Here is an 18,404-nt window from a genome sequence, read left to right as displayed (position 1 = left end):
CTTGAAATGGTGGCGGCGTGCTGACCTAACCGGCGGCCAGGCTGGGCGAGAGCATGAGAGGCCGTCATGCCCGGGCTTGTCCCGGGCATCCACGTTCTTCGTCCCGCGCGGTAAGGCGTGGATGGCCGGGACATAGGCGAGCGGAAGCGACGCCGTCCTTCGGACGGCTATGCCCGGCCATGACGACGTGGAAGCATTCAGTACTTCGGCTCGTACATCTGCGACTGGACCAGGGCCTTCACGTCGTTGGGCGCGGGGCCGTCGGCGAGCCCGCGCTGATAGGCGACGTCTGCCACTGCGGCGGCAATGCGGGCCGAGACCTCGCGGATGCGGGGGAGCGCCGGATAGAGGCTGCCCTGCACGAGGTCATCCTTGCCGACGCAATCGGCGAGCGAATGCGCGGCGGCCATGAACATCTCGTCGGTGACGAGACGCGAGCGGCTGGCGATGACGCCGAGGCCGACGCCGGGGAAGATGTAGGAGTTGTTGCCCTGGCGCGGCACGAAGGTGCGGCCGTTGAGCGTCACCGGATCATACGGGCTGCCGCAGGCGAACAGCGCGCGGCCATCGGTGTAGCGATAGGCATCCTCCGCCGAGCATTCGGCCTTCGAGGTCGGATTGGAGAGCGCGAACACGATCGGATGTTCGTTGAGTTCGGCCATCGCCTTGAGCACGTCGGGCGTGAAGGCGCCGCCGACCGCGGCGACGCCGATGATCGCCGTCGGCTTCAGCGTCTTGATCGCGGTGAGGAAGTCGGTGATCGGCGCCTGGTCGGCATGTGCATAGCGAAGCTTGTGACCGGACAGGCCATTCCGACCGCTGACGACGAGGCCGCGGGAATCCACCAGCCAGTTGCGGCGGAGCGCTTCGGCCTCGGTGGCGCCCTCAGCCATCATGGCGGAGACCACGAGATCGGCGATGCCGGTCGCCGCCTCGCCCGCGCCGAGGAACAGGATTTTCTGATCCTTCAGCTTGCCGCCGGAGACGCGCAGACCTGAGAACAGGCCGGCAAGCGCCACCGCCGCGGTGCCCTGGATGTCGTCGTTGAAGACGCAGGCTTCGTCGCGATATTTGTGCAGCAGCTTGAACGCCGCGTGATTGGCGAAATCCTCGAACTGGATCAGCACGCCCGGGAACGTCTTTTGCGCGGCGACCATGAACTCGTCGACGAAGCTGTCATAGGCCTCGCCCGTGAGCCGGCGCTCGCGCAAACCGAGATAATAGGGATCGTTGAGCAGCTCTTCATTGTTGGTGCCGACGTCGAGCACAACAGGCAGGCAGTGCTCGGGATGCACGCCGGCGCAGGCCGAATAGAGCGAGAGCTTGCCGACCGGAATACCCATGCCGTTGGCGCCGAGATCGCCGAGGCCCAGGATGCGCTCGCCATCGGTCACGACGATCAGCCTGGCCGGATAGGGCCAGTTCTTCAGGATCTCCGCGATCTGGCCGCGATCGCGCGAGGAGATGAACATGCCGCGCGGCCGCTGGAAGATCAGGCCGTATTTCTGGCAGGCGAGCCCGACGGTCGGCGTGTAGATGATCGGCTGGATCTCGTCGATATTGTCGACCACGACGCGGAAGAACAGCGCCTCGTTGCGGTCATGCAGCGCATTCAGCGCGACATATTTTTCGAGATCGGTCGGCAGCGTGCGCAGGTTGGTGAGCACGCGATCGGCCTGCGTCTCCATCGTCAGCACGCAAGGCGGCAAGAGGCCGCGCAGGCCGAGCGCCGCGCGCTCCGCCTCCGTGAAGGCGGTGCCCTTGTTGAGCAAGGGATCGCGCAGCAGCGCCATGCCGTGCGATTGATCGGACGATGGCGACTGGGCCGCGACCCGGGCAGGTCTATTCACGAATTCCCCCAAGGAGTTTCTTATTGAACCGTAGTCATTGTCGGCCAGCGCTCCCCGGAGATCAAGGACATAGGACTCATGTGTCGATGATCTCGCACCGCAGCGAGAACTTTAGTGCAGATCGCAGATCACGCGCGAGGCAAGGGTTAACGTCGCAACGCTCCTGTTCCTCATGGTGAGGGATTGAGAGCGGCCGCTCTCTCCCCTCGTCATTCCGGGGCGCAGGTCAGCGCGAACCCGGAATCCATTGCACGGCCGTCTCTGCGGCCCGATGGATTCTCAGGTGCGCAATTGCGCACCATAGCTCGCGACTTCGTCGCGCCCCGGAATGACGAGAAGCCTCACAATCTGTCAGGATGAGGGAGTGTCATGCGGCTGCAGCACTATTCAGGCTTGATATCGGCGGCCTTCACGATCGGCCACCATTTCTCGGTCTCGGCCTTCTGGAAGGCGGCGAGCGCCGCAGGCGATTGCTGGTCCGGCGGCGGAATCTCCTGCCCCAATTCGCCGAAGCGCTGCTTGACCGAGGGATCAGCGAGCACGGCGGCGATGGCCGCGTTGAGCCTTGTGACGATGTCCTTCGGCGTGTTCTTCGGTGCCCAGATGCCGTGCCAGTAGGAGATGTAGAGGCCGGGCAGCCCCGCCTCGTCGACGGTCGGAATGTCGGGTGCGGATGCAAGCCTTGTCGGCGAGGTCACGGCAAACGCCTTGATCGCACCGTTCTTGTATTGCGGCAGCGAGTTCGAGGCCTGGTCGAACATGATGTCGATCTGGCCGGCCACGAGATCGATCATGGCGGGCCCCGCGCCGCGATAGGGCACGAACTGGAAGTCGGTCCCGGTCTTCGCCTTGAAGAAGACGCCGGCGACATGGGCGCCGGTGCCGGCGCCGGCCGTCCCGGCGGTGGCCTTGCCGGGGTTGGCCTTCAGCCACGCGATCATCTCTTTCAGACTGCTGGCCTCGAGCGACTTCCGGCCGACGATGAGCTGCGTCCCCATCGCAATCGTCGCGACCGGTTCGAAATCGGCGATGACATCGTAGGGCAGCTTGAAGATCGCACCATTGAGCACATGCGTGCCCCAATGGCCGATGGTGATCGTCGTGCCGTCAGGGGTTGCGCGCGCGACGCGGGCGCCGGCGATGCTGCCGGAGGCGCCCGCGACGTTCTCGACCACCACCGTCGTGTGCAGCTCGGCAGCGATTCGTTCGGACAGGATTCGCGCCAGCGTGTCGGTCGGCCCGCCCGCCGCAAACGGCACCACGAGCGTAATGGGGCGCGATGGAAAGGGCTGGGCGCCTGCCGGCGCGGTCCCTGCCGCGCATCCGATCAACACGCCTATGACGATCAGATGACTGCGTAGTCCGCCCCACAGCCCCCGCATCGTTCTCCCCCACCTTTTTGCCGCCCGCATGTTGCTAGCGGGCTGAAGCCGGAGTGAACGCTGCCGCGTGAGCGGAGGCAAGGGGGAAGTTCGTCGAGCTTTTATCCGGCCGCCCGCCGCGGCGTCAGGGTGGCCGCGTTGTCTGCCGGCGGCGCGATCTGCATCAGGATGGTCTGGGTCGCGGACGCGACCTCGATGCCATTCTGCTGGAAGCGCTGCTTCATGCGGCGGTTGAACTCGCGCTGGACAGGCCAGCGGCCGGCCTCGGTGCAGCGGATCTGGCCGACGATCGACACCATCGCGCCATCGACCTTGTCGACGCCCCAGAGCTCGAGGTCGCCGCGGATCAGCGCGCGGAAGTCACCCTCGCGGCGCATCTCGTCGACGATGTCCTTGAGGATCTGACCGGCGCGGTCGGTGTCCTCCTTGTAGGCCACGTTGACGCTGACGGAGGCGTTGCCGGCACCGCGACTGGCATTGGTGATGGTCGTGACCGCGCTGAACGGCACGATGTGCACGGCACCGTCGCCCGCGCGCAGGCGGATGGTGCGGATCGAGACGTTCTCGACGACGCCTGACAGCCCCGACACGCTGACGTTGTCGCCCACCTGCACCGTGTTCTCCAGTAGCAGGAACAGGCCGGTGATGAGATCCTGCACCAGTTTTTGCGAACCGAAACCGATGGCGATGCCGACGATGCCGGCGCCTGCCAGCAGCGGGGCGACATTGACGCCGATCTCACTGAGCGCCGTGAGGCCGACGACGGCGGCGATCACGCAGAGCAGCGCGGTGCGCAGCATCGGCTGGAAGGTCCGCAGGCGCGCGGCGCGGGCGTAGTGCCCGTCGCGGGACAGCGCATTGATCTGGCGATCCAGCAGCGCGTTGCTGATTTCCCAGATCGCCGCCGCGACGAATACGGCGACGCCGATCGTAGCCACGGCCGAGATCAGCCGGCTGCCGATCTGGCCGCCATAGAACCAGACGATGGCGTCCACGCCCCAGACTTCGAGCACGGCCACGAAGCCGATGAAGGCGATCACGCCAGATACGATCTTGCGCAGCAGCGGCAGATAGCGGTTGGCCCGGATTTCCAGCCCCGGAAAGCGCTGGAGGATCTCCGGCTTGATGCGGAAGCCGCGGTCGATCAGGCCCAGCGTCAGCATGATGGCGACGCGCGTGATCAGCGCCACCACGATGGTGCCGACGAAATATTGCAGCAGCAGCGCGTAGCCGTTGCGGATGTTGAGCGCCCACACGGCCCACAGCGCAAGATCGAGCGCGATCGCGAGATAATGCCAACCACCGGCGATGCGGTTGCGCAGGCGCGCCGCGATCCCCGGCCGCTCGGCGGGCGCGCGAATGGCTTCGGCGACCTGGCGGCGGCATTGCAGGATGATGACGACGATGAAGAGATGCACCACCAGCATCACCATGCGCAGCAGCGCGGCGTAGCCGGCGCGATGCAGACCGAGCAGCAGCGCCACATTGGCGAAAGCGATGCCGGAGACGCCGACGCCGACGATGCGTCGTGCCCAGATCTCGATATAGGCCGCGGTCTCGGCCCGAACCGGAAGCAGGCCGAACGGCCCCACCAGCGCGCGGACCACGCAGATGAGCCCGCGCGAGAACGCATAGGCGTTGCCGACCGCGAGGATCACGAGGCGGACGGTCGTGGGCTCACCGATCTCCGTTCCGAGCAGCGCGGTGGCGATGCCCACGAAAACGAACACGGGAAGCAATTCGAGCACCAGGCGCCCCAGCACGAAGGGCAACCGCAGCAGGACTTGCCAGATCCGCATCAGACTGTGGCGACGCTTGTGCAGTTCGGGCGCCGGGGTGACATCGGCCACCGATGACGGTGGATCGGCGACGAGCGTCGCGTGCGCCGGCAGATGCGCGGTCTGGGGCACGCGTCCTTCCAGGAACGCGACCGGACGGCGGATCAGACGAAAGATCACCCATTCGGCGGAGAGGGCGCAGCCGAGCACCAGCGCGAGCTTCCAGGCGATCTCGATCAGGAGATTGTAGGCCGCGGGATCGTTCGCGGTTCGCACGATCCAGTAGTAGAAGGCCGGGAAGTGTGTGAGCGTCCGCGCCACGCTGGCGATCTCACCCGAGATCTCGCCGATCTGCTCCGATACCGTGAGCAGGAGCTGCGCACCGAGGCCGTCGGCCGAAAGCGGGATCGGCGATTTCTGTTCGGGCGCGGACGAGGCAGGCTGCTGCTGACCCGATACATTCGCGATCGCGCGTAGCGTGTCGATCATCTGAGCGCGTTTCTGGTCGTCCTGCAGCGTCTCCAGCGCACGCCTGGCCTCGTCCGGCGACAGCGTGGCCGCACCATTGGTCGCCGGCGCTCGCTGCTCGGCGTGGGCGCCGGCGAGAGACGAGATGGCGAGGAAGAGCGCTGCGAGGAGCGCCGAGGCAAGCTTATGCGACACGAGGATTCCTTGAAAAAATGAATGCGCCCGCGGCGACGGGGCCGTCACCGCCGAAGCACGTGCGTCATGTCGGATGGTTGTTATTCGCCCCGGCGCTGTGTCGGAAGTTGGCCAAGGAGGCGACATTCTCTTGGCATTTGCCGCGATGCAAGAAACAGGAACCCGCTCCCGACACAGCGAAATGCCGGCTCGCGGGCGTGCATCGATGCAACACGACACTCACGCCAAAACTCTCCCGTCGTTCCGGAACGGCTCCGGAACGACGGCGAGGAGGAGGAGGAGGAGGAGAAATCAATTGTGATGCTGTTCGCCCCGCGCGGCCTCGACAGGCTGAATGCGAGAGCGTGCAAAGCACAGCGCCGGGCAGGTAGGGGCCTTGCCTCACTGATGGAGCCCGCTAAACCTTGACCCGGCGTGCCGTTCGCGGTTTTTGCCGCTATGCGATAGTCCGAACGAGCTCCATCGCACTTAACGCGGCTGGATCTGCGGAGGTGGTGTCATAGACCTCCCCTTGCTCATGATGTGGACGTTGCGCGTCGCGTATTCGCGACCACCATCATGCTCCTCCCGTGACATAGAACTGTCAAGCGGGATCGCGGGCTTTGAAATCACATTTGAGGCAGCGTTCCAGGTAGTTCCCGCGACAGATTGGCTGCATACGGCGGCGGAATAAATCCCTTATAGCAGCGTTTGTGTCGAAGAGAATATCCGCGTCTCCCCTCGTTCTTTTCCAGAAAGCCAGAGATGAAAGCATTCATTTGCATCGCCGTTCTTGCGGCCCTCGCGACCGGATCAGCGTTCGCGCAAACCCCGCCGCAGACCTCCACCAGGAAGGTGGACGGCACCGACAACGTCTACATCTTCCGCTATGGCGGCCATCAGTCAATGTTCGTGGTGACGCCGAAGGGCGTGATCGCGACCGACCCGATCTCCTACTTGCGACCCGCGAAGCCCTATATCGACGCGATCAAGGCGGTCACGTCTACAGCCATCATCACTACGACCACATCGCCGGCGGCCAGCCATTCAAGGAGCTCGGCGCCACCTTCATCGCACATCGGCGGACCAAGGAGCGTCTGCTCGAGCTGAAGAAGCAGAATGCGCTGCTCGCCGACGTCGTGATGCCGGACCAGGTGGTGGACGACAAGAAGAGCATCACGTTCGGCGGCACCACGCTGGAGCTGAACTATGTCGGCCGCAACCATTCCGACAATTCGCTGGTGATGCGGCTGCCGAAGGAGAAGATCGTGTTCGTGGTCGATTTCGCGCCGATCGAGTCCGTCCAGTTCCGCAACATCCCCGACAATGCCTCGCCGCTGGAATATATCGCCTCGCTGAAGAAGCTGGCGTCACTCGACTGGGAGCGGATGATCCCCGGCCATCCCAATGCCGGCGGACGCCTCGGCGCCAAGAAGGACATCGAGGACGACATCGCCTACATGGAGGACCTCTCCGCCGAGGTGAAGAAGGCGGCTGACGCCGGCAAATGCTTCGACATCGCCATGAAGGAGGTGAAGCTGCCGAAATACGAGAAGTGGGCGAATTACGAGACCGCCCTGCCCGCCAATGTCGAGCGCTTCTGCTACTGGTGGGGACGCGGGTACTAAGGGACGGCGTACACGGACGCGACGAGCTTCGCTCGCGCTGCGATCGCAGGGCGGGCAAGGCGCGTCAGCGCCGTGCCCACCACCTCTATCCAGGCGAAGATCGGTGGGCACGCTTCGCTTTGCCCAGCCTGCGAGATCAGAGATCGCGGCTACGAACTACGGCAGACACCTCGCTTGTGCCCACCCGGCTCGGTCCACGGCGATGGTGGCATCATGCCCCTGTCTTGCCCGGCGAGTCAAACGCGTTTCGTAAAATCCGCAACGTGCGGGACCCATCGCCAAGCCCTTGATTCCGCTGGCACCGGCTACTGTGCATGGGGTTGTTTTCGGGCTTTTTGTCGATGGCCGGCTCAGGGCCTAGAGAAACATGCCTGCCAGGTCGACCGTCGAGGACTTTCCGATCTGGTCGAAGTTTCGCGCCAGCCAGCTTCGCGCCGCCTCGCGGCCCTCGTCGCGCAGGCGACACAACAGGCTCCATTCGGGGTGGAACTGCGTGGCCGTGCCGAGCTGCGACATCAACTGGTCGTTGCCGATCCAATGCATGTACATGCGGCTATGCCTGTCGCTGTCGAGCTCGCCGTCGTCGATCAGCCGCGTGGCGAACGCGATCGCGCGCATCTCGCGCATCAGCGACGAATTGAAGCTGATCTCGTTGATGCGGTGGAGGACATCGGCTGCACTGGTCGGCAGTTCGTCGCGCCGGATCGCCGTGACCTGCACGATGATGACGTCGTGGCTGCCCTTGCGGTAGATCAGCGGATAGATCGCGGGATTGCCGAGATAGCCACCATCCCAGTAATGCTCGCCGTCGATCTCGACGGCCTGGAAATAGGGCGGCAGGCAGGCCGAGGCGAGCACGGTTTCCGCCGTGAGAAGCGGGCTCTGGAACACCTTGATCTTGCCGGTGCGGACGTTGGTGGCGTTGAGAAACAGCTGCGGCGCCTCGGGCGAGGAATTGAGCCGGTCGAAATCGACCACGCGCTCAAGCAGCGCGCGAAGCGGATTGAAATGAAAGGGATTGAGCAGGCCCGGCGGCAGCGTGTGCGTCAGTGTGTGGATGACGGCGTGGACCGGATGATATTCCGGCGGCAGCCGCAGGGCCTGGATCCACTGGTTGAGCGGCGAGAGCAGGTCGTACGCCATGTCCATGCGCGACACTTCGTACCAGAATGCATGCAGGCTCTCCCGCGCCGCCTCCGCGCCTCCGTGCGCCATGCCGGAGGCCATCGCGACCGCATTCATGGCGCCGGCACTCGTAGCGCTGATCGCCTCGATCGCGAGCCTGCCGTCCTCGAGCACCTGGTCGAGCACGCCCCAGACGAAGGCGCCGTGCGCACCGCCGCCCTGGAGCGCGAAGTTGACGGTCTTGCGGTCCGCGGTCCGGTTGGCTGTCACTTTGCTTGCTTCTTGCCTCCCGTCCCCTCCTTCTCCAGCGCCTTGCGTACTTCCTTGAACTCTTCCAGCGAGGCCTTGTCGGCACGGGGGAAGCGCAAGTCGAGCTTTTCGAGCGCAGCATTGATCACCGAGCCGATCACGACGCGGGCGAACCATTTGTGATCGGCGGGCACCACATACCACGGCGCATGGGAGGTCGCCGTGTGGCGGACGATGTCCTGATAGACGGCCTGGTAGCGCGGCCACAGCGCGCGCTCCTTGATGTCGTCCATCGAGAATTTCCATTGCTTGGCGGGCTCCTCCAGCCGGTCGAGAAAGCGCTGGCGCTGCTCGTCCTTGGACAGGTTGAGAAAGAACTTCAGCACCACCGTGCCGTTGCGGGAGAGGTAGCGCTCGAAGGCGGAAATGTCCTCGAACCGCTCCTTCCAGATGTTCTTGGTGACGAGCTTCTGCGGCAGCTTCTCCTTGGCGAGGATCTCCGGATGCACGCGCGTCACCAGGCACTCCTCGTAATGCGAGCGGTTGAAGATGCCGATATGGCCGCGCTCGGGCAGCGCGATGACGTGGCGCCAGAGGAAATCGTGGTCGAGCTCCTTGCTGCTCGGCGCCTTGAAGGCTTGGACATTGCAGCCCTGCGGATTGATGCCCTCGAAGATCGCCTTGATCGCGGAATCCTTGCCGGCCGCGTCCATGGCCTGGAACACGATCAGCAGGGACCAGCGGTCCTGCGCGTAGAGCTTCTCCTGGAACTCGACCAGCCGCTTCTTGTTGGCGTCGAGAATTTCCTGCGCCCTCTCCTTGTCGAGATCGCCCTTCTCGTTGGTCTTGTGCGCCTTGAGGTGAAACTTGCCCGAGCCATCGTAGCGGAATGGCGTGATGTAGCGGTCAAGTTCCTGGGCGAGCGATCTGGACGGCTTCTTGTTCATGAGCGCGGGGCCCCTTGCGTTGCGGCTTCAGTCGGTCGAGCACGCTACCAAGGATGCCCTTGGGAAGGAATATGATGAAGAGCACCAGCAGCACGCCGTAGACGAGATTGTCCCAGCCGACCGCCTTGGTGCCGAAGCCGATGCGCAAGGTTTCCGCCAGCAGGATCGTGATGACGGCACCAAAGGTCGGACCGAGCGAGACGAACAGGCCACCGACGATGGCGGCAAACACCATTTGCAGCGACACCGCGATGCCGCTGACCGTGTCCGGCGTGATGAACATCTGGTACTGGCAGTAGATGGCGCCCGCGAGCGCCGTCATCAGCGCGCTGAGCAGGGTGATCTTCAGCTTCTCAGCGGTGACGTCGACGCCGGCGGCGGCCGCGGCGTCCTCGTCCTCCGAGATCGCCTCCGGTGCGTAGCGGCTCATGCTGCGGTCGACCCAGTGCCACACCACGATGCCAAAAAGCCAGACCCCGAGCGCGATCAGGTACCAGGTCGTCTTGTCGTCGAATTGCAGCGCCAGCAGCTTGTTGCCCGAGGCCCGGTTCGGCGTATAGCCGAGCGAGCCGCCGGTATAGTCACGTGTCGCGGTGATGACCTGGAGCACGATGCCTGACAGCGCCAGCGTCACCAGCACGAAATAGTGGCCGGTGATGCGGAAGCGGAAGCAGGGATAGCCGACGATCAGCGCCAGCGCACCCGCCGCAACCATGCTGATGGGGATGCCGATCCAGGGCGACCAGCCCAGATGATTCCACAGCAGCGCGGTGACATAGGCGCCGATACCCATGAAGCCGCCATGGCCGAGCGAGACCAGGCCGAACCGTCCCATCATCGACCAGGACGTGTAGGCGAACGACCAGATCAGGATCAGCACCAGGATGTGCAGATGATAGGGATCGCGATAGACGAAGGGCAGCGCGACCAGCGCCGCCAGTCCCACCGCCCACGCTGCAAGCCGCCCCTGCCCCGTCATCGGCGCCTCGCAAGCAGGCCCGCGGGCCGGATGAACATCATGACGATGAAGAAGGCGAAGGCGAGCACATAGCCCCATTCAAGGTCGGAGAACAGCCCGCCGAGCGAGATGATCTCGGCGAACACGAAGGCGGCGATGAAGCCTCCGATGAAATTGCCCAGGCCCCCGAGCACGCAGATCAGGAAGGTGATCGGCCCGAATGACAGGCCGACGAAGGGATGCACGTCGTATTGCAGCACCAGCAGGCAGGCGGCGAGGCCTGCGAGTGCGCCGCCGAGCGCCGAGGTGATGAGATACATTCTCTTCGTGTCGACGCCCATCAGCGCCATGATCTGCCGGTCTTGCGAGATGGCGCGGATCGCCGTGCCGGTGAAGGTGCGCGTCATGAACAAATAGACGGCGACCATGCCGACCAGCGCAGCGAGAAATGACAGAAGTCGTGCGTAACTGAAGTTCATGTCGCCGAAGGCGAGCACCGGCAGGCGGATGCCGAGATTGCGGAAGTCGATGCCGAAGGCGACGGTGGCAAAGCTCTGAAGCACGAACAGCACCCCGCCTGTCGCCAGCAGCTGATTGATCGGCGGCGCGGTGAGCAGCGGTGCGATCACGAGGTAGTGCAGCGCGGCGCCGAGGATCGCGACGAGCAAAATGGTGAACGGCGCCGCGATGAAGTAGCTGAGGCCGTAATACTGCACGATGAAATACATGGCGTACATGCCGATCATCACGAGCTCGGCGTAGCAGATCCAGGTCACGTCGATGACGCCGAAGATCAGATTGAGCCCGAGCGCGAGCAGCGCCAGCACGCCGCCGAGCAGGATGCCGTTGATCACGGCCTCCAGCAGGTAGATGTCGAAAATGTCCAGGAATGCCTGCATGCCCCTGCCCGCCCCTCACACCCCGAGATATGCTTCCTTGACCGTGTCGCTCGCGAGCATCTCGGCCGACGTGCCGGACGCCCGGATCGTGCCGGCCTCGATCAGATAGGCCCGGTCGACCACCCGCAGCACCTGCTGCACGTTCTGCTCGACGATCAGCACCGTCAGCCCGCGGGCGCGGATCCGCTTCACCAGCTCGAACACCTGCTGCACCACGACCGGCGCAAGTCCCGCGGAGGGTTCATCGAGCAGCAGCAGTTTCGGATTGGACATCAGCGCGCGCCCGATCGCGCACATCTGCTGCTCGCCGCCGGACATGGTACCGGCCATCTGGTTGCGGCGCTCCTTCAGACGCGGAAACAGGTCGAACACCACCTCCAGCCGCTCGCCATAGTGGCCGCGCGCCTCCTTCATGAAGGCGCCCATCTTCAGATTGTCGTCCACCGTGAGCTGCGGAAACAGCCGCCGGTTCTCCGGCACATGGGCAATGCCGAGGCTGACGATCTTGTGCGGCGGCGTCGCCACGACGTCGACGCCCTCCATCCTGATCGACCCGCGCGAGGGACGGATCAGGCCGGAGATGACGCGCATCAGGGTGGTCTTGCCGGCGCCGTTCGGGCCGATGACGCCGACGGCCTCGCCCGCCTTCACGTCGAGATCGACGTCGAACAGCGCCTGGAACGTGCCGTAGCCGGCGTTGACGGACCGCAGCTCCAGCATCGGCTAGCCTCCCGCGCGGCGACGCGCTTCGGCGGCCGCGGCCTGCGTGGTCTCGGCATCGGTGCCGAGATAGACCTCGATGACGCGGGGATCGCCTGCGACCGCGCTCGGCAACCCTTCCGAGATCTTCTCGCCGTGATCGAGCACCATGACGCGATCGACCACCCGCATCAGCACGCCCATGATGTGCTCGACCCAGATGATGGTGATGCCGAGCTCGTCGCGGATGTTGCGCAGCATGTCGGCGGCCTGGTCCATCTCGGTCTCGTCAAGGCCGCCGAGGCTTTCGTCGGCGAGCAGCAGTTTCGGCGCGGTGGCGAGTGCCTTGGCGAGTTCGAGCTTCTTCAACCCGGCAGCGCCGAGGCCATCGACGCTGGCATGGCGGTCGGTCGGCAGGCCGACCATGGCCAGCGACCGCTCGGCCGCTTCCTCCGCCTTGATGCGGCTGTGGCGGCCCTGGCCGTAGAAGCCGGCGAGCGCGACGTTCTCGAACATGGACAGGCGGCGGAAGGGGCGCGGAATCTGGAAGGTGCGGCCGATACCGCGGTTGATGATCCGGTGCGGCGCGAGGCCCGCGATCTCGTGCCCGGCGAACAGGATCGATCCGGAGGTCGGCGCCAGCGTGCCGGAGAGCATGTTGAAGATCGTGCTCTTGCCCGAGCCGTTGGGGCCGATCAGGCCAAGGATCTCGCCCTGATCGACTTTAAACGACACGTTGTTCACGGCGGTGAAGCCGCCAAACCGCTTCACCAGCCCGCTGACTTCCAACACCAAAGCTCTCCGTTTCCTCGAATGTTGCGCTACTGGTTGCTGTAGGTGGTGCCCTTCGGCAGTGGCAGAACGGCCTCGCGCTGCGCCTGGCTCTTCGGCCACACCACAGAGGACTTGTCATCGATGTACTGGATCACGACGGGGAACGAGCGCTCGTTCTGCCCGGCCATGGGCGTGCCCTCGCCGTAGAACTTGACGCCGAAGCCGAGCATGGTGCCGCCTTCGAGGATGTCGGTGTCGAGCGCCGCCTTGCGCAGCGCGTCGGGATCGACCCCGCCATACTTTTTGATCGCGCGCGGCAGCACGTCGCTCATGAACACATAAGTGTTGGACGCGCCGATGCCCACATGGGCGGAGCGGATGGCGACGCCGGGCCTGATCCTGTCAAACTCCTCACCGACCATCTTGATCACGGGCGCAAGCTTCGGATCCATGGTCTTCTGGTTGGCGAGCCAGATCGAGATCGGGTCGGCGTTGAAGATGTAGGCGGCGTCCGCGCCCATGCCCTCCTTCAGCTTCTCATAGACGCCGTAGCCGGCGCCATGCCCCATCAGCGCGCCGAACTTCAGCCCCTGCTCGCGGGCCTGCCGCAGCAACAGCGTGATGTCGGGGTTGTAGCCGGTGTGGAAGATCACGTCCGGCTTGGCGCGCTTCAGCTTGGTCACCAGCGCGGAGAGATCCGGCGCGGTCGCCGAATAGCCTTCCTTCATCACGACGTTGAAGCCGGCCTTCTTGGCGCCCGCCTCGTTACCCCTGGAAACGTCGACGCCATAGGCGCCGTCCTCATGGATGATGGCGACGCGCAGATCCTTCGGCTCCTTGTCGAACTTGGCCTTGGCATTCTGGGCGATGAAATCCATCGTCATCATGCCGAACTGGTCGCCGCTCGCCTGCGGACGGAACACGTATTTGTAGCCCTTCTCGTTGAACACGGCCGACGAGATGCAGGTCGTCATCCACATGAACTTCTTGAGCTGCTCGACGCGCGCGGCCACGGGCACGCATTGCGCCGATGAGAAGAAGCCGAGCACCATGTCGACCTTCTCCTGCTCGAGCAGGCGGACGGATTCGTTGATGGCGATGTCGGGCTTGCTCTGCGCGTCGGCGTAGACCGCTTCGATCTTGTAGCCTTCGACGCCGGTCTTGGCGAAATGGTCGAGGACGATCTTTGCGCCGACATAGTTGAGCTCGGAGCCGCCGCCCGCAAGGGGCCCGGTCAGGTCAAAAACGACGCCGATCTTGATCTTCTTGTCCTGAGCCTGGGCGGAGACTGCCAAGCCCGTCGCTGATATCGCGACCAACAGCCCCCGTACCAAGCGGGCAGCCATGCGCAGGCGCATCAAAACCTCCCTGGACTTTTGTGCATCGCATTCTTCTTGCTTTTGCTTTTTTGCCCATCACATGGGCTGCGCGCAGCGATGTCAAGCCTCGCGCGTCAGCGCGAGGCGAACTGCTGGGCGACGAAGGCCGTGACAAATCGCGGCATGGTCGGCGTGAGGTCATTCATCCCGCGCACGAGATGAATGGCCGACAATTCAGGTTCACTCTCGCGCGCGAGATTGGCTTCGATCCGGGCACGGATCGCCTCGCCCGGCACATCCAGGTTGAGGACCTGAATCATTGCAATCGAATGGCCGCTGACCACGCAGTGCCAGTCCGTTTCCGCAGCGTAGTCGGCCGCGGTCAGGCCAGTCTCCTCGGCGAGTTCGCGGACAACGCTGCCGGGAATGTCGAGCACACCGTCCCTGACATCGTCGAGGTCGGGCGTGCCGGAGGGGAAATAGATGCGGCCGGCATTGGCGGTATGCTGCGCCATTTCGCCCATCACGAAGGCACCGTCGGAGGCGCGCAGCGCGCCCATGCCGAAGCCGTTGAACACGGCGGCGTCAGGGAAGCCCCAGTCGCGCCAGGCGAGGAAGCTTGCAAAATCGGTCTCGAAATAGGTCGCGGCGAGATGGCCGTCCGTGAACACGGCATCACGTCCGAGCAGGACGCGGCCGTTCCAGATCTTCGGCCGCTCGCGCTGCATCTCGGCAAAGTGCGCCGCGATCTCGGCGCGCCGTTCCTCGGCGAACGGCCAGATAATCGGCCGCACGGCGAGATCAAGCGTCGTGACGCGATGAATGACCGGGGATGTCATGACGGGTCGGTTACCACGCCTTCGCGTCAGTTATTTGGCGCTCCCCGTGGTCTTCTTGGCCTGCTCGACATACTTGTTGGTAAAGGTCTTGCCGACGTCGATCTTGGCGTTGGCGACCTCCGGCGAGCCGACGCCGAACACGGCGAGCACGGCGTCCGCGCCCTTCGGGTCCATCTTGCCGGTCTCGGAGAACATCGGGATCGTGTTCTTCAGCGCGGCGAGATAGAGGTCCCTGTTCTTGCCGACCGTCTCTTCCGGCATCTTCGCCATGATTTCCTCGGGCGAGTGCGAGTGAATCCAGGCCAGCGTGGCGAGGATCGCATTGGTGAGCGCCTGCGTCTCCTTCTGGTGGCCGTTGACCCAGGCCGCGGTCGAATACAGCGCGCCGCCCGGATACTCGCCGCCGAATGTCTCGAGCGTGTCCTTCTGGGTGCGGGTGTCGCTGAGAATGCGCAGATCCTTGTGGCTGCCCTGGAGCACGGTGACGGAGGGATCGAGCATCACGGCCGCATCGATCTGCCCCTGCTCCATCGCGGCGACGGCGGTCGCGCCGAGGCCGACGCCGATCACGGCAGTGCCGGCGGGATCGAGGCCATTCTTCTTGAGCATGTATTTGAGGAAGAAGTCGGTGGAGGAGCCGGGTGCGCTGACACCGACCTTCTTGCCGGCGAGATCCTTGATCGACTTGATTTCGTTCGTGTGCGCGGGCGAAACCACCAGCACGAGGCCGGGATAGCGGTCATAGACGACGAAGGACTGGAGCTCCTGCTTCTTGGCCGCCAGGTTGACGCAATGGTCGAAATAGCCGGAGACCACGTCGGCGCTGCCGCCGAGCACGGCCTTGAGCGCGTCCGAGCCGCCCTTGAGGTCGACCAGCTCGACATTGAGGCCGGCCTTGTCGTATTCGCCGAGCTGCTTGGCCAGCACCGTCGGCAGATAGCACAGGCAGGAGCCGCCGCCGACCGCGATGGTCACCTTGCTTTGCGCCGCGGCAAGCGAGGTGGTGAGCGTCAGCGCGAGCAGCGCGCCGGCGAGCCTGGCAATCGTGTTCTTCATTGGTTTCCTCCGTTCGGCTGGCGGCACCATAGAGCAGCGGGACTGGCTTGAGAAGCACTGCCTAAGTGCGACTCGCCATCGGCCTTTCGGCGCAATAGCATGCCCAAACAAGAACAATGCCTGATGGGGAGGATCATCCATGAATCGCCTTGCTGCCGGACTGTCGATCGCCGCCGCCTTTGCCGCCGGATGCGGCGCAAACCAGTTGCTCCGGCCGGCACTGGCCGCCGAGAACATCACCGCGCAGATCATCCACACCGGCGAGATGGAAGGCGACGCCCTCGGGCCCGCCAACAATGTCGGCTTTCGCTCAAAAATGTTCGCAAGCGCCGACGGTGCCACCATCTCGATCCAGGTCGGCAATGTGCCCAAGCACCTGCATCCCAACACCAACGAGATCCAGTACATCCTGGACGGGACCGGGACGATCTGGCTCGGCGACAAGGAGGTCACGGTGAAGCCGGGCGACCTCGTCATCATCCCCAAGGGCACGCCGCATGGCGGCACCAAGCCGATCAGCGGCCAGGTCAAGGCGATCGCGATCAAGACGCCGCCGCAGGCGCCTGATGACACCAAGCTGCTGGATTGAGCCTTCGCGATCGGGGCTCGCGCCGTTGCGCGGGCCCCTCTTGCGGTTAACCGCGCCCGTCCACCGTCGGCCGCCACACCAAGAGGCGCCGCTCGACCAGCGTCACGCCGTAGTCGATCAGGATGACGAAGGCCGACAGCACGAACATGCCGGCGAACACGCCGGCGACGTCGAACACGCCTTCGGCCTGCTGGATCAGATAGCCGAGCCCGGCCGCCGATCCCAGATATTCACCGACGACGGCGCCGACCACGGCAAAGCCGACCGAGGTGTGCAGCGAGGAGAACATCCAGGACAGTGCCGACGGCCAATAGACGTGCTGCATCAATTGCCGCTCGCTCATGCCGAGCATGCGGCCATTGTCGAGCACGGTGCGGCTGACCTCCTTGACGCCCTGATAGACGTTGAAGAACACGATGAAGAACACCAGCGTCACGCCGAGCGCGACCTTGGACCAGATGCCGAGGCCGAGCCACAGCGCGAAGATCGGCGCCAGCACCACGCGCGGCAGGGCGTTGACCATTTTCACGTAAGGGTCGAACACCGCGGCGACCAGCGGCTGGCGGGCGAACCAGAAGCCGACCAGGACGCCGCCGAGCGATCCGATCACGAAGGCGAGGATCGATTCCGCGAGCGTGATGCCGAGGTGCTTCCAGATCACGCCGGAGGCAAACCACTTCACGATCTGGCTGAACACGTCGAACGGGTTGGAGAAGAAGAACGGCGGCAGCAGGATCTTGCCGAACACGGGGACGGTCGACAGCACTTGCCACAGCACAATGCAGACGACTGCGACCAGGACTTGCAGCGCAAGCAGCGTCGGGCGCGACATCAGACCGCCTCCGCCGCTTGGGTGGACTGCGCGTAGCCCTTCATCACCTCGTCCTTGAGCACGCTCCAGATCTCGCGGTGGAGCGCATGGAACTCCTTGTCCAGCCGCACCTCGAAGATGTCGCGCGGGCGCGGCAGCGAAACGCGCCAGTCACCGATGATGCGCGAGGACGGCCCCGCCGACATGATCACGACGCGGTCGGCGAGCGCGATCGCCTCTTCGAGATCATGGGTCACGAACAGCACCGCCTTGCGGTCGGCGTTCCAGAGCTCGAGCAGCAGATTGCCCATCACCTGGCGGGTCTGGGCATCGAGCGGCCCGAACGGCTCGTCCATCAGCAGGATCTTGGGATCGCGGATCAGGACCTGCGCCAGCGCCACGCGCTTGCGCTGGCCGCCCGAGAGCATGTGCGGATAGCGATTTGCGAAGGCGCCGAGGCCGACCGAGGTCAGCCATTTCTGCGCCCGCGGCAGCGCCTCGGCCCGCGGCGTGCCCTTGATCTCGAGCCCGATCGCGACGTTGTCGAGCGCGGTCTTCCAGGGGAACAGCGCGTCGGCCTGGAACAGATAGCCGGCATCCCGGTTCAGCCCCGCGAGCGGCCGGTCGAAGATCTTGACGCTTCCGGCGGCAGGCCTCAGCAGGCCGGCTGCGACGTTGAGCAGCGTCGATTTCCCGCACCCGGTCGGGCCGACGATGGCGACGAACTCGCCCTGCGCGACCGCAAGATGCGCCTTCTCCACCGCCGTATAGACCCGTCCGTCCCCCAGCCGGAACGCGACCTTGGCATCTTCCAGCGCCACTGCCGTGGGCGTTGTCATGTGTTCCCTCCGAATTTGGT

The 18,404-nt window shown here is 64.6% G+C and carries 17 protein-coding genes; 3 read left to right on the top strand and 14 right to left on the bottom strand.

Going from position 1 to position 18,404, the window contains the following annotated elements:
- Positions 1-197: 197 nt before the first annotated feature.
- The 3 genes from XI08_RS33320 to XI08_RS33310 all read right to left on the bottom strand — a co-directional run bounded on the left by XI08_RS33320 (position 198) and on the right by XI08_RS33310 (position 5,673).
- A complete protein-coding gene (locus tag XI08_RS33320; RefSeq protein WP_271577646.1) occupies positions 198-1,850 on the bottom strand; it encodes an NAD-dependent malic enzyme in 1,653 nt (550 codons plus the stop codon).
- 383 nt (positions 1,851-2,233) lie between these two features.
- A complete protein-coding gene (locus XI08_RS33315; RefSeq protein ID WP_271577645.1) occupies positions 2,234-3,232 on the bottom strand; it encodes a Bug family tripartite tricarboxylate transporter substrate binding protein in 999 nt (332 codons plus the stop codon).
- A 101-nt stretch (positions 3,233-3,333) separates the two neighbouring features.
- Positions 3,334-5,673 (bottom strand): mechanosensitive ion channel domain-containing protein, encoded by a 2,340-nt coding sequence (locus tag XI08_RS33310; RefSeq protein ID WP_027547888.1) that lies wholly within the window; start codon positions 5,671-5,673, stop codon positions 3,334-3,336.
- 744 nt (positions 5,674-6,417) lie between these two features.
- Here XI08_RS33310 and XI08_RS33305 point away from each other — a divergent pair.
- Together XI08_RS33305 and XI08_RS33300 are read left to right on the top strand one after the other, a co-directional pair.
- A complete protein-coding gene (locus tag XI08_RS33305) occupies positions 6,418-6,762 on the top strand; it encodes a hypothetical protein (protein ID WP_271577790.1) in 345 nt (114 codons plus the stop codon).
- Positions 6,681-7,280, top strand: coding sequence for an MBL fold metallo-hydrolase (locus XI08_RS33300; protein WP_271577780.1), 600 nt, complete (start codon positions 6,681-6,683; stop codon positions 7,278-7,280). The genes XI08_RS33305 and XI08_RS33300 overlap by 82 nt, the downstream gene beginning before the upstream one ends.
- Positions 7,281-7,637: 357 nt before the next feature.
- Here the strand turns inward: XI08_RS33300 and XI08_RS33295 are convergent, their stop codons facing one another.
- The 9 genes from XI08_RS33295 to XI08_RS33255 all read right to left on the bottom strand — a co-directional run bounded on the left by XI08_RS33295 (position 7,638) and on the right by XI08_RS33255 (position 16,145).
- Positions 7,638-8,675, bottom strand: a complete 1,038-nt coding sequence (locus tag XI08_RS33295) for a patatin-like phospholipase family protein (protein ID WP_271577644.1) — start codon at positions 8,673-8,675, stop codon at positions 7,638-7,640.
- Positions 8,672-9,601 carry a polyphosphate kinase 2 family protein gene (locus tag XI08_RS33290; protein ID WP_271577643.1) on the bottom strand — a complete coding sequence of 310 codons (930 nt, stop codon included), beginning with the start codon at positions 9,599-9,601 and terminating at the stop codon, positions 8,672-8,674. Before XI08_RS33290 ends, XI08_RS33295 begins: the two co-directional genes overlap by 4 nt.
- On the bottom strand, positions 9,561-10,580 hold the full coding sequence (locus XI08_RS33285; protein WP_271577642.1) for a branched-chain amino acid ABC transporter permease: 1,020 nt from the start codon (positions 10,578-10,580) through the stop codon (positions 9,561-9,563). The genes XI08_RS33290 and XI08_RS33285 overlap by 41 nt, the downstream gene beginning before the upstream one ends.
- A complete protein-coding gene (locus XI08_RS33280; protein ID WP_027547894.1) occupies positions 10,577-11,458 on the bottom strand; it encodes a branched-chain amino acid ABC transporter permease in 882 nt (293 codons plus the stop codon). Before XI08_RS33280 ends, XI08_RS33285 begins: the two co-directional genes overlap by 4 nt.
- A 15-nt stretch (positions 11,459-11,473) precedes the next feature.
- Positions 11,474-12,178 carry an ABC transporter ATP-binding protein gene (locus tag XI08_RS33275; protein ID WP_135175944.1) on the bottom strand — a complete coding sequence of 235 codons (705 nt, stop codon included), beginning with the start codon at positions 12,176-12,178 and terminating at the stop codon, positions 11,474-11,476.
- A 3-nt stretch (positions 12,179-12,181) separates the two neighbouring features.
- Positions 12,182-12,949 carry an ABC transporter ATP-binding protein gene (locus tag XI08_RS33270; RefSeq protein ID WP_027547896.1) on the bottom strand — a complete coding sequence of 256 codons (768 nt, stop codon included), beginning with the start codon at positions 12,947-12,949 and terminating at the stop codon, positions 12,182-12,184.
- 29 nt (positions 12,950-12,978) lie between these two features.
- Positions 12,979-14,289 (bottom strand): ABC transporter substrate-binding protein, encoded by a 1,311-nt coding sequence (locus XI08_RS33265; RefSeq protein WP_271577641.1) that lies wholly within the window; start codon positions 14,287-14,289, stop codon positions 12,979-12,981.
- Between the two features lie 95 nt (positions 14,290-14,384).
- Positions 14,385-15,089 (bottom strand): NUDIX hydrolase, encoded by a 705-nt coding sequence (locus XI08_RS33260; RefSeq protein WP_271577640.1) that lies wholly within the window; start codon positions 15,087-15,089, stop codon positions 14,385-14,387.
- Between the two features lie 30 nt (positions 15,090-15,119).
- Complete coding sequence (locus XI08_RS33255; protein ID WP_271577639.1) at positions 15,120-16,145, bottom strand: ABC transporter substrate-binding protein; 1,026 nt, start codon at positions 16,143-16,145, stop codon at positions 15,120-15,122.
- A gap of 139 nt (positions 16,146-16,284) precedes the next feature.
- On the opposite strand from XI08_RS33255, the gene XI08_RS33250 reads away from it, so the two are divergent.
- Positions 16,285-16,734 (top strand): cupin domain-containing protein, encoded by a 450-nt coding sequence (locus XI08_RS33250; protein ID WP_027547900.1) that lies wholly within the window; start codon positions 16,285-16,287, stop codon positions 16,732-16,734.
- A gap of 46 nt (positions 16,735-16,780) precedes the next feature.
- On the opposite strand, the gene XI08_RS33245 is transcribed toward XI08_RS33250, so the two are convergent.
- The gene (locus XI08_RS33245) at positions 16,781-17,566 is read right to left on the bottom strand and encodes an ABC transporter permease (protein WP_135175939.1); all 786 of its coding nucleotides are present in this window, start codon (positions 17,564-17,566) and stop codon (positions 16,781-16,783) included.
- Entirely contained in the window at positions 17,566-18,384 is an 819-nt protein-coding gene (locus tag XI08_RS33240; RefSeq protein WP_271577638.1) for an ABC transporter ATP-binding protein, read from the bottom strand. Before XI08_RS33240 ends, XI08_RS33245 begins: the two co-directional genes overlap by 1 nt.
- Positions 18,385-18,404: the final 20 nt, after the last annotated feature.

The organism is Bradyrhizobium sp. CCBAU 11361 (genome assembly GCF_028128935.1).
Lineage (GTDB): Bacteria > Pseudomonadota > Alphaproteobacteria > Rhizobiales > Xanthobacteraceae > Bradyrhizobium > Bradyrhizobium niftali.
Note: the sequence above shows the minus strand (reverse complement) of the source record. Positions and strands in the feature narration are given on the sequence as shown.

Coding starts and splice junctions, on each gene's coding strand:
- XI08_RS33315 (WP_271577645.1), bottom strand. CDS start 3,232: ATGCGGGGGCTGTGGGGCGGACTACGCAGTCATCTGATCGTCATAGGC.
- XI08_RS33305 (WP_271577790.1), top strand. CDS start 6,418: ATGAAAGCATTCATTTGCATCGCCGTTCTTGCGGCCCTCGCGACCGGA.
- XI08_RS33290 (WP_271577643.1), bottom strand. CDS start 9,601: ATGAACAAGAAGCCGTCCAGATCGCTCGCCCAGGAACTTGACCGCTAC.
- XI08_RS33285 (WP_271577642.1), bottom strand. CDS start 10,580: ATGACGGGGCAGGGGCGGCTTGCAGCGTGGGCGGTGGGACTGGCGGCG.
- XI08_RS33280 (WP_027547894.1), bottom strand. CDS start 11,458: ATGCAGGCATTCCTGGACATTTTCGACATCTACCTGCTGGAGGCCGTG.
- XI08_RS33275 (WP_135175944.1), bottom strand. CDS start 12,178: ATGCTGGAGCTGCGGTCCGTCAACGCCGGCTACGGCACGTTCCAGGCG.
- XI08_RS33265 (WP_271577641.1), bottom strand. CDS start 14,289: ATGCGCCTGCGCATGGCTGCCCGCTTGGTACGGGGGCTGTTGGTCGCG.
- XI08_RS33260 (WP_271577640.1), bottom strand. CDS start 15,089: ATGACATCCCCGGTCATTCATCGCGTCACGACGCTTGATCTCGCCGTG.
- XI08_RS33255 (WP_271577639.1), bottom strand. CDS start 16,145: ATGAAGAACACGATTGCCAGGCTCGCCGGCGCGCTGCTCGCGCTGACG.
- XI08_RS33250 (WP_027547900.1), top strand. CDS start 16,285: ATGAATCGCCTTGCTGCCGGACTGTCGATCGCCGCCGCCTTTGCCGCC.
- XI08_RS33245 (WP_135175939.1), bottom strand. CDS start 17,566: ATGTCGCGCCCGACGCTGCTTGCGCTGCAAGTCCTGGTCGCAGTCGTC.
- XI08_RS33240 (WP_271577638.1), bottom strand. CDS start 18,384: ATGACAACGCCCACGGCAGTGGCGCTGGAAGATGCCAAGGTCGCGTTC.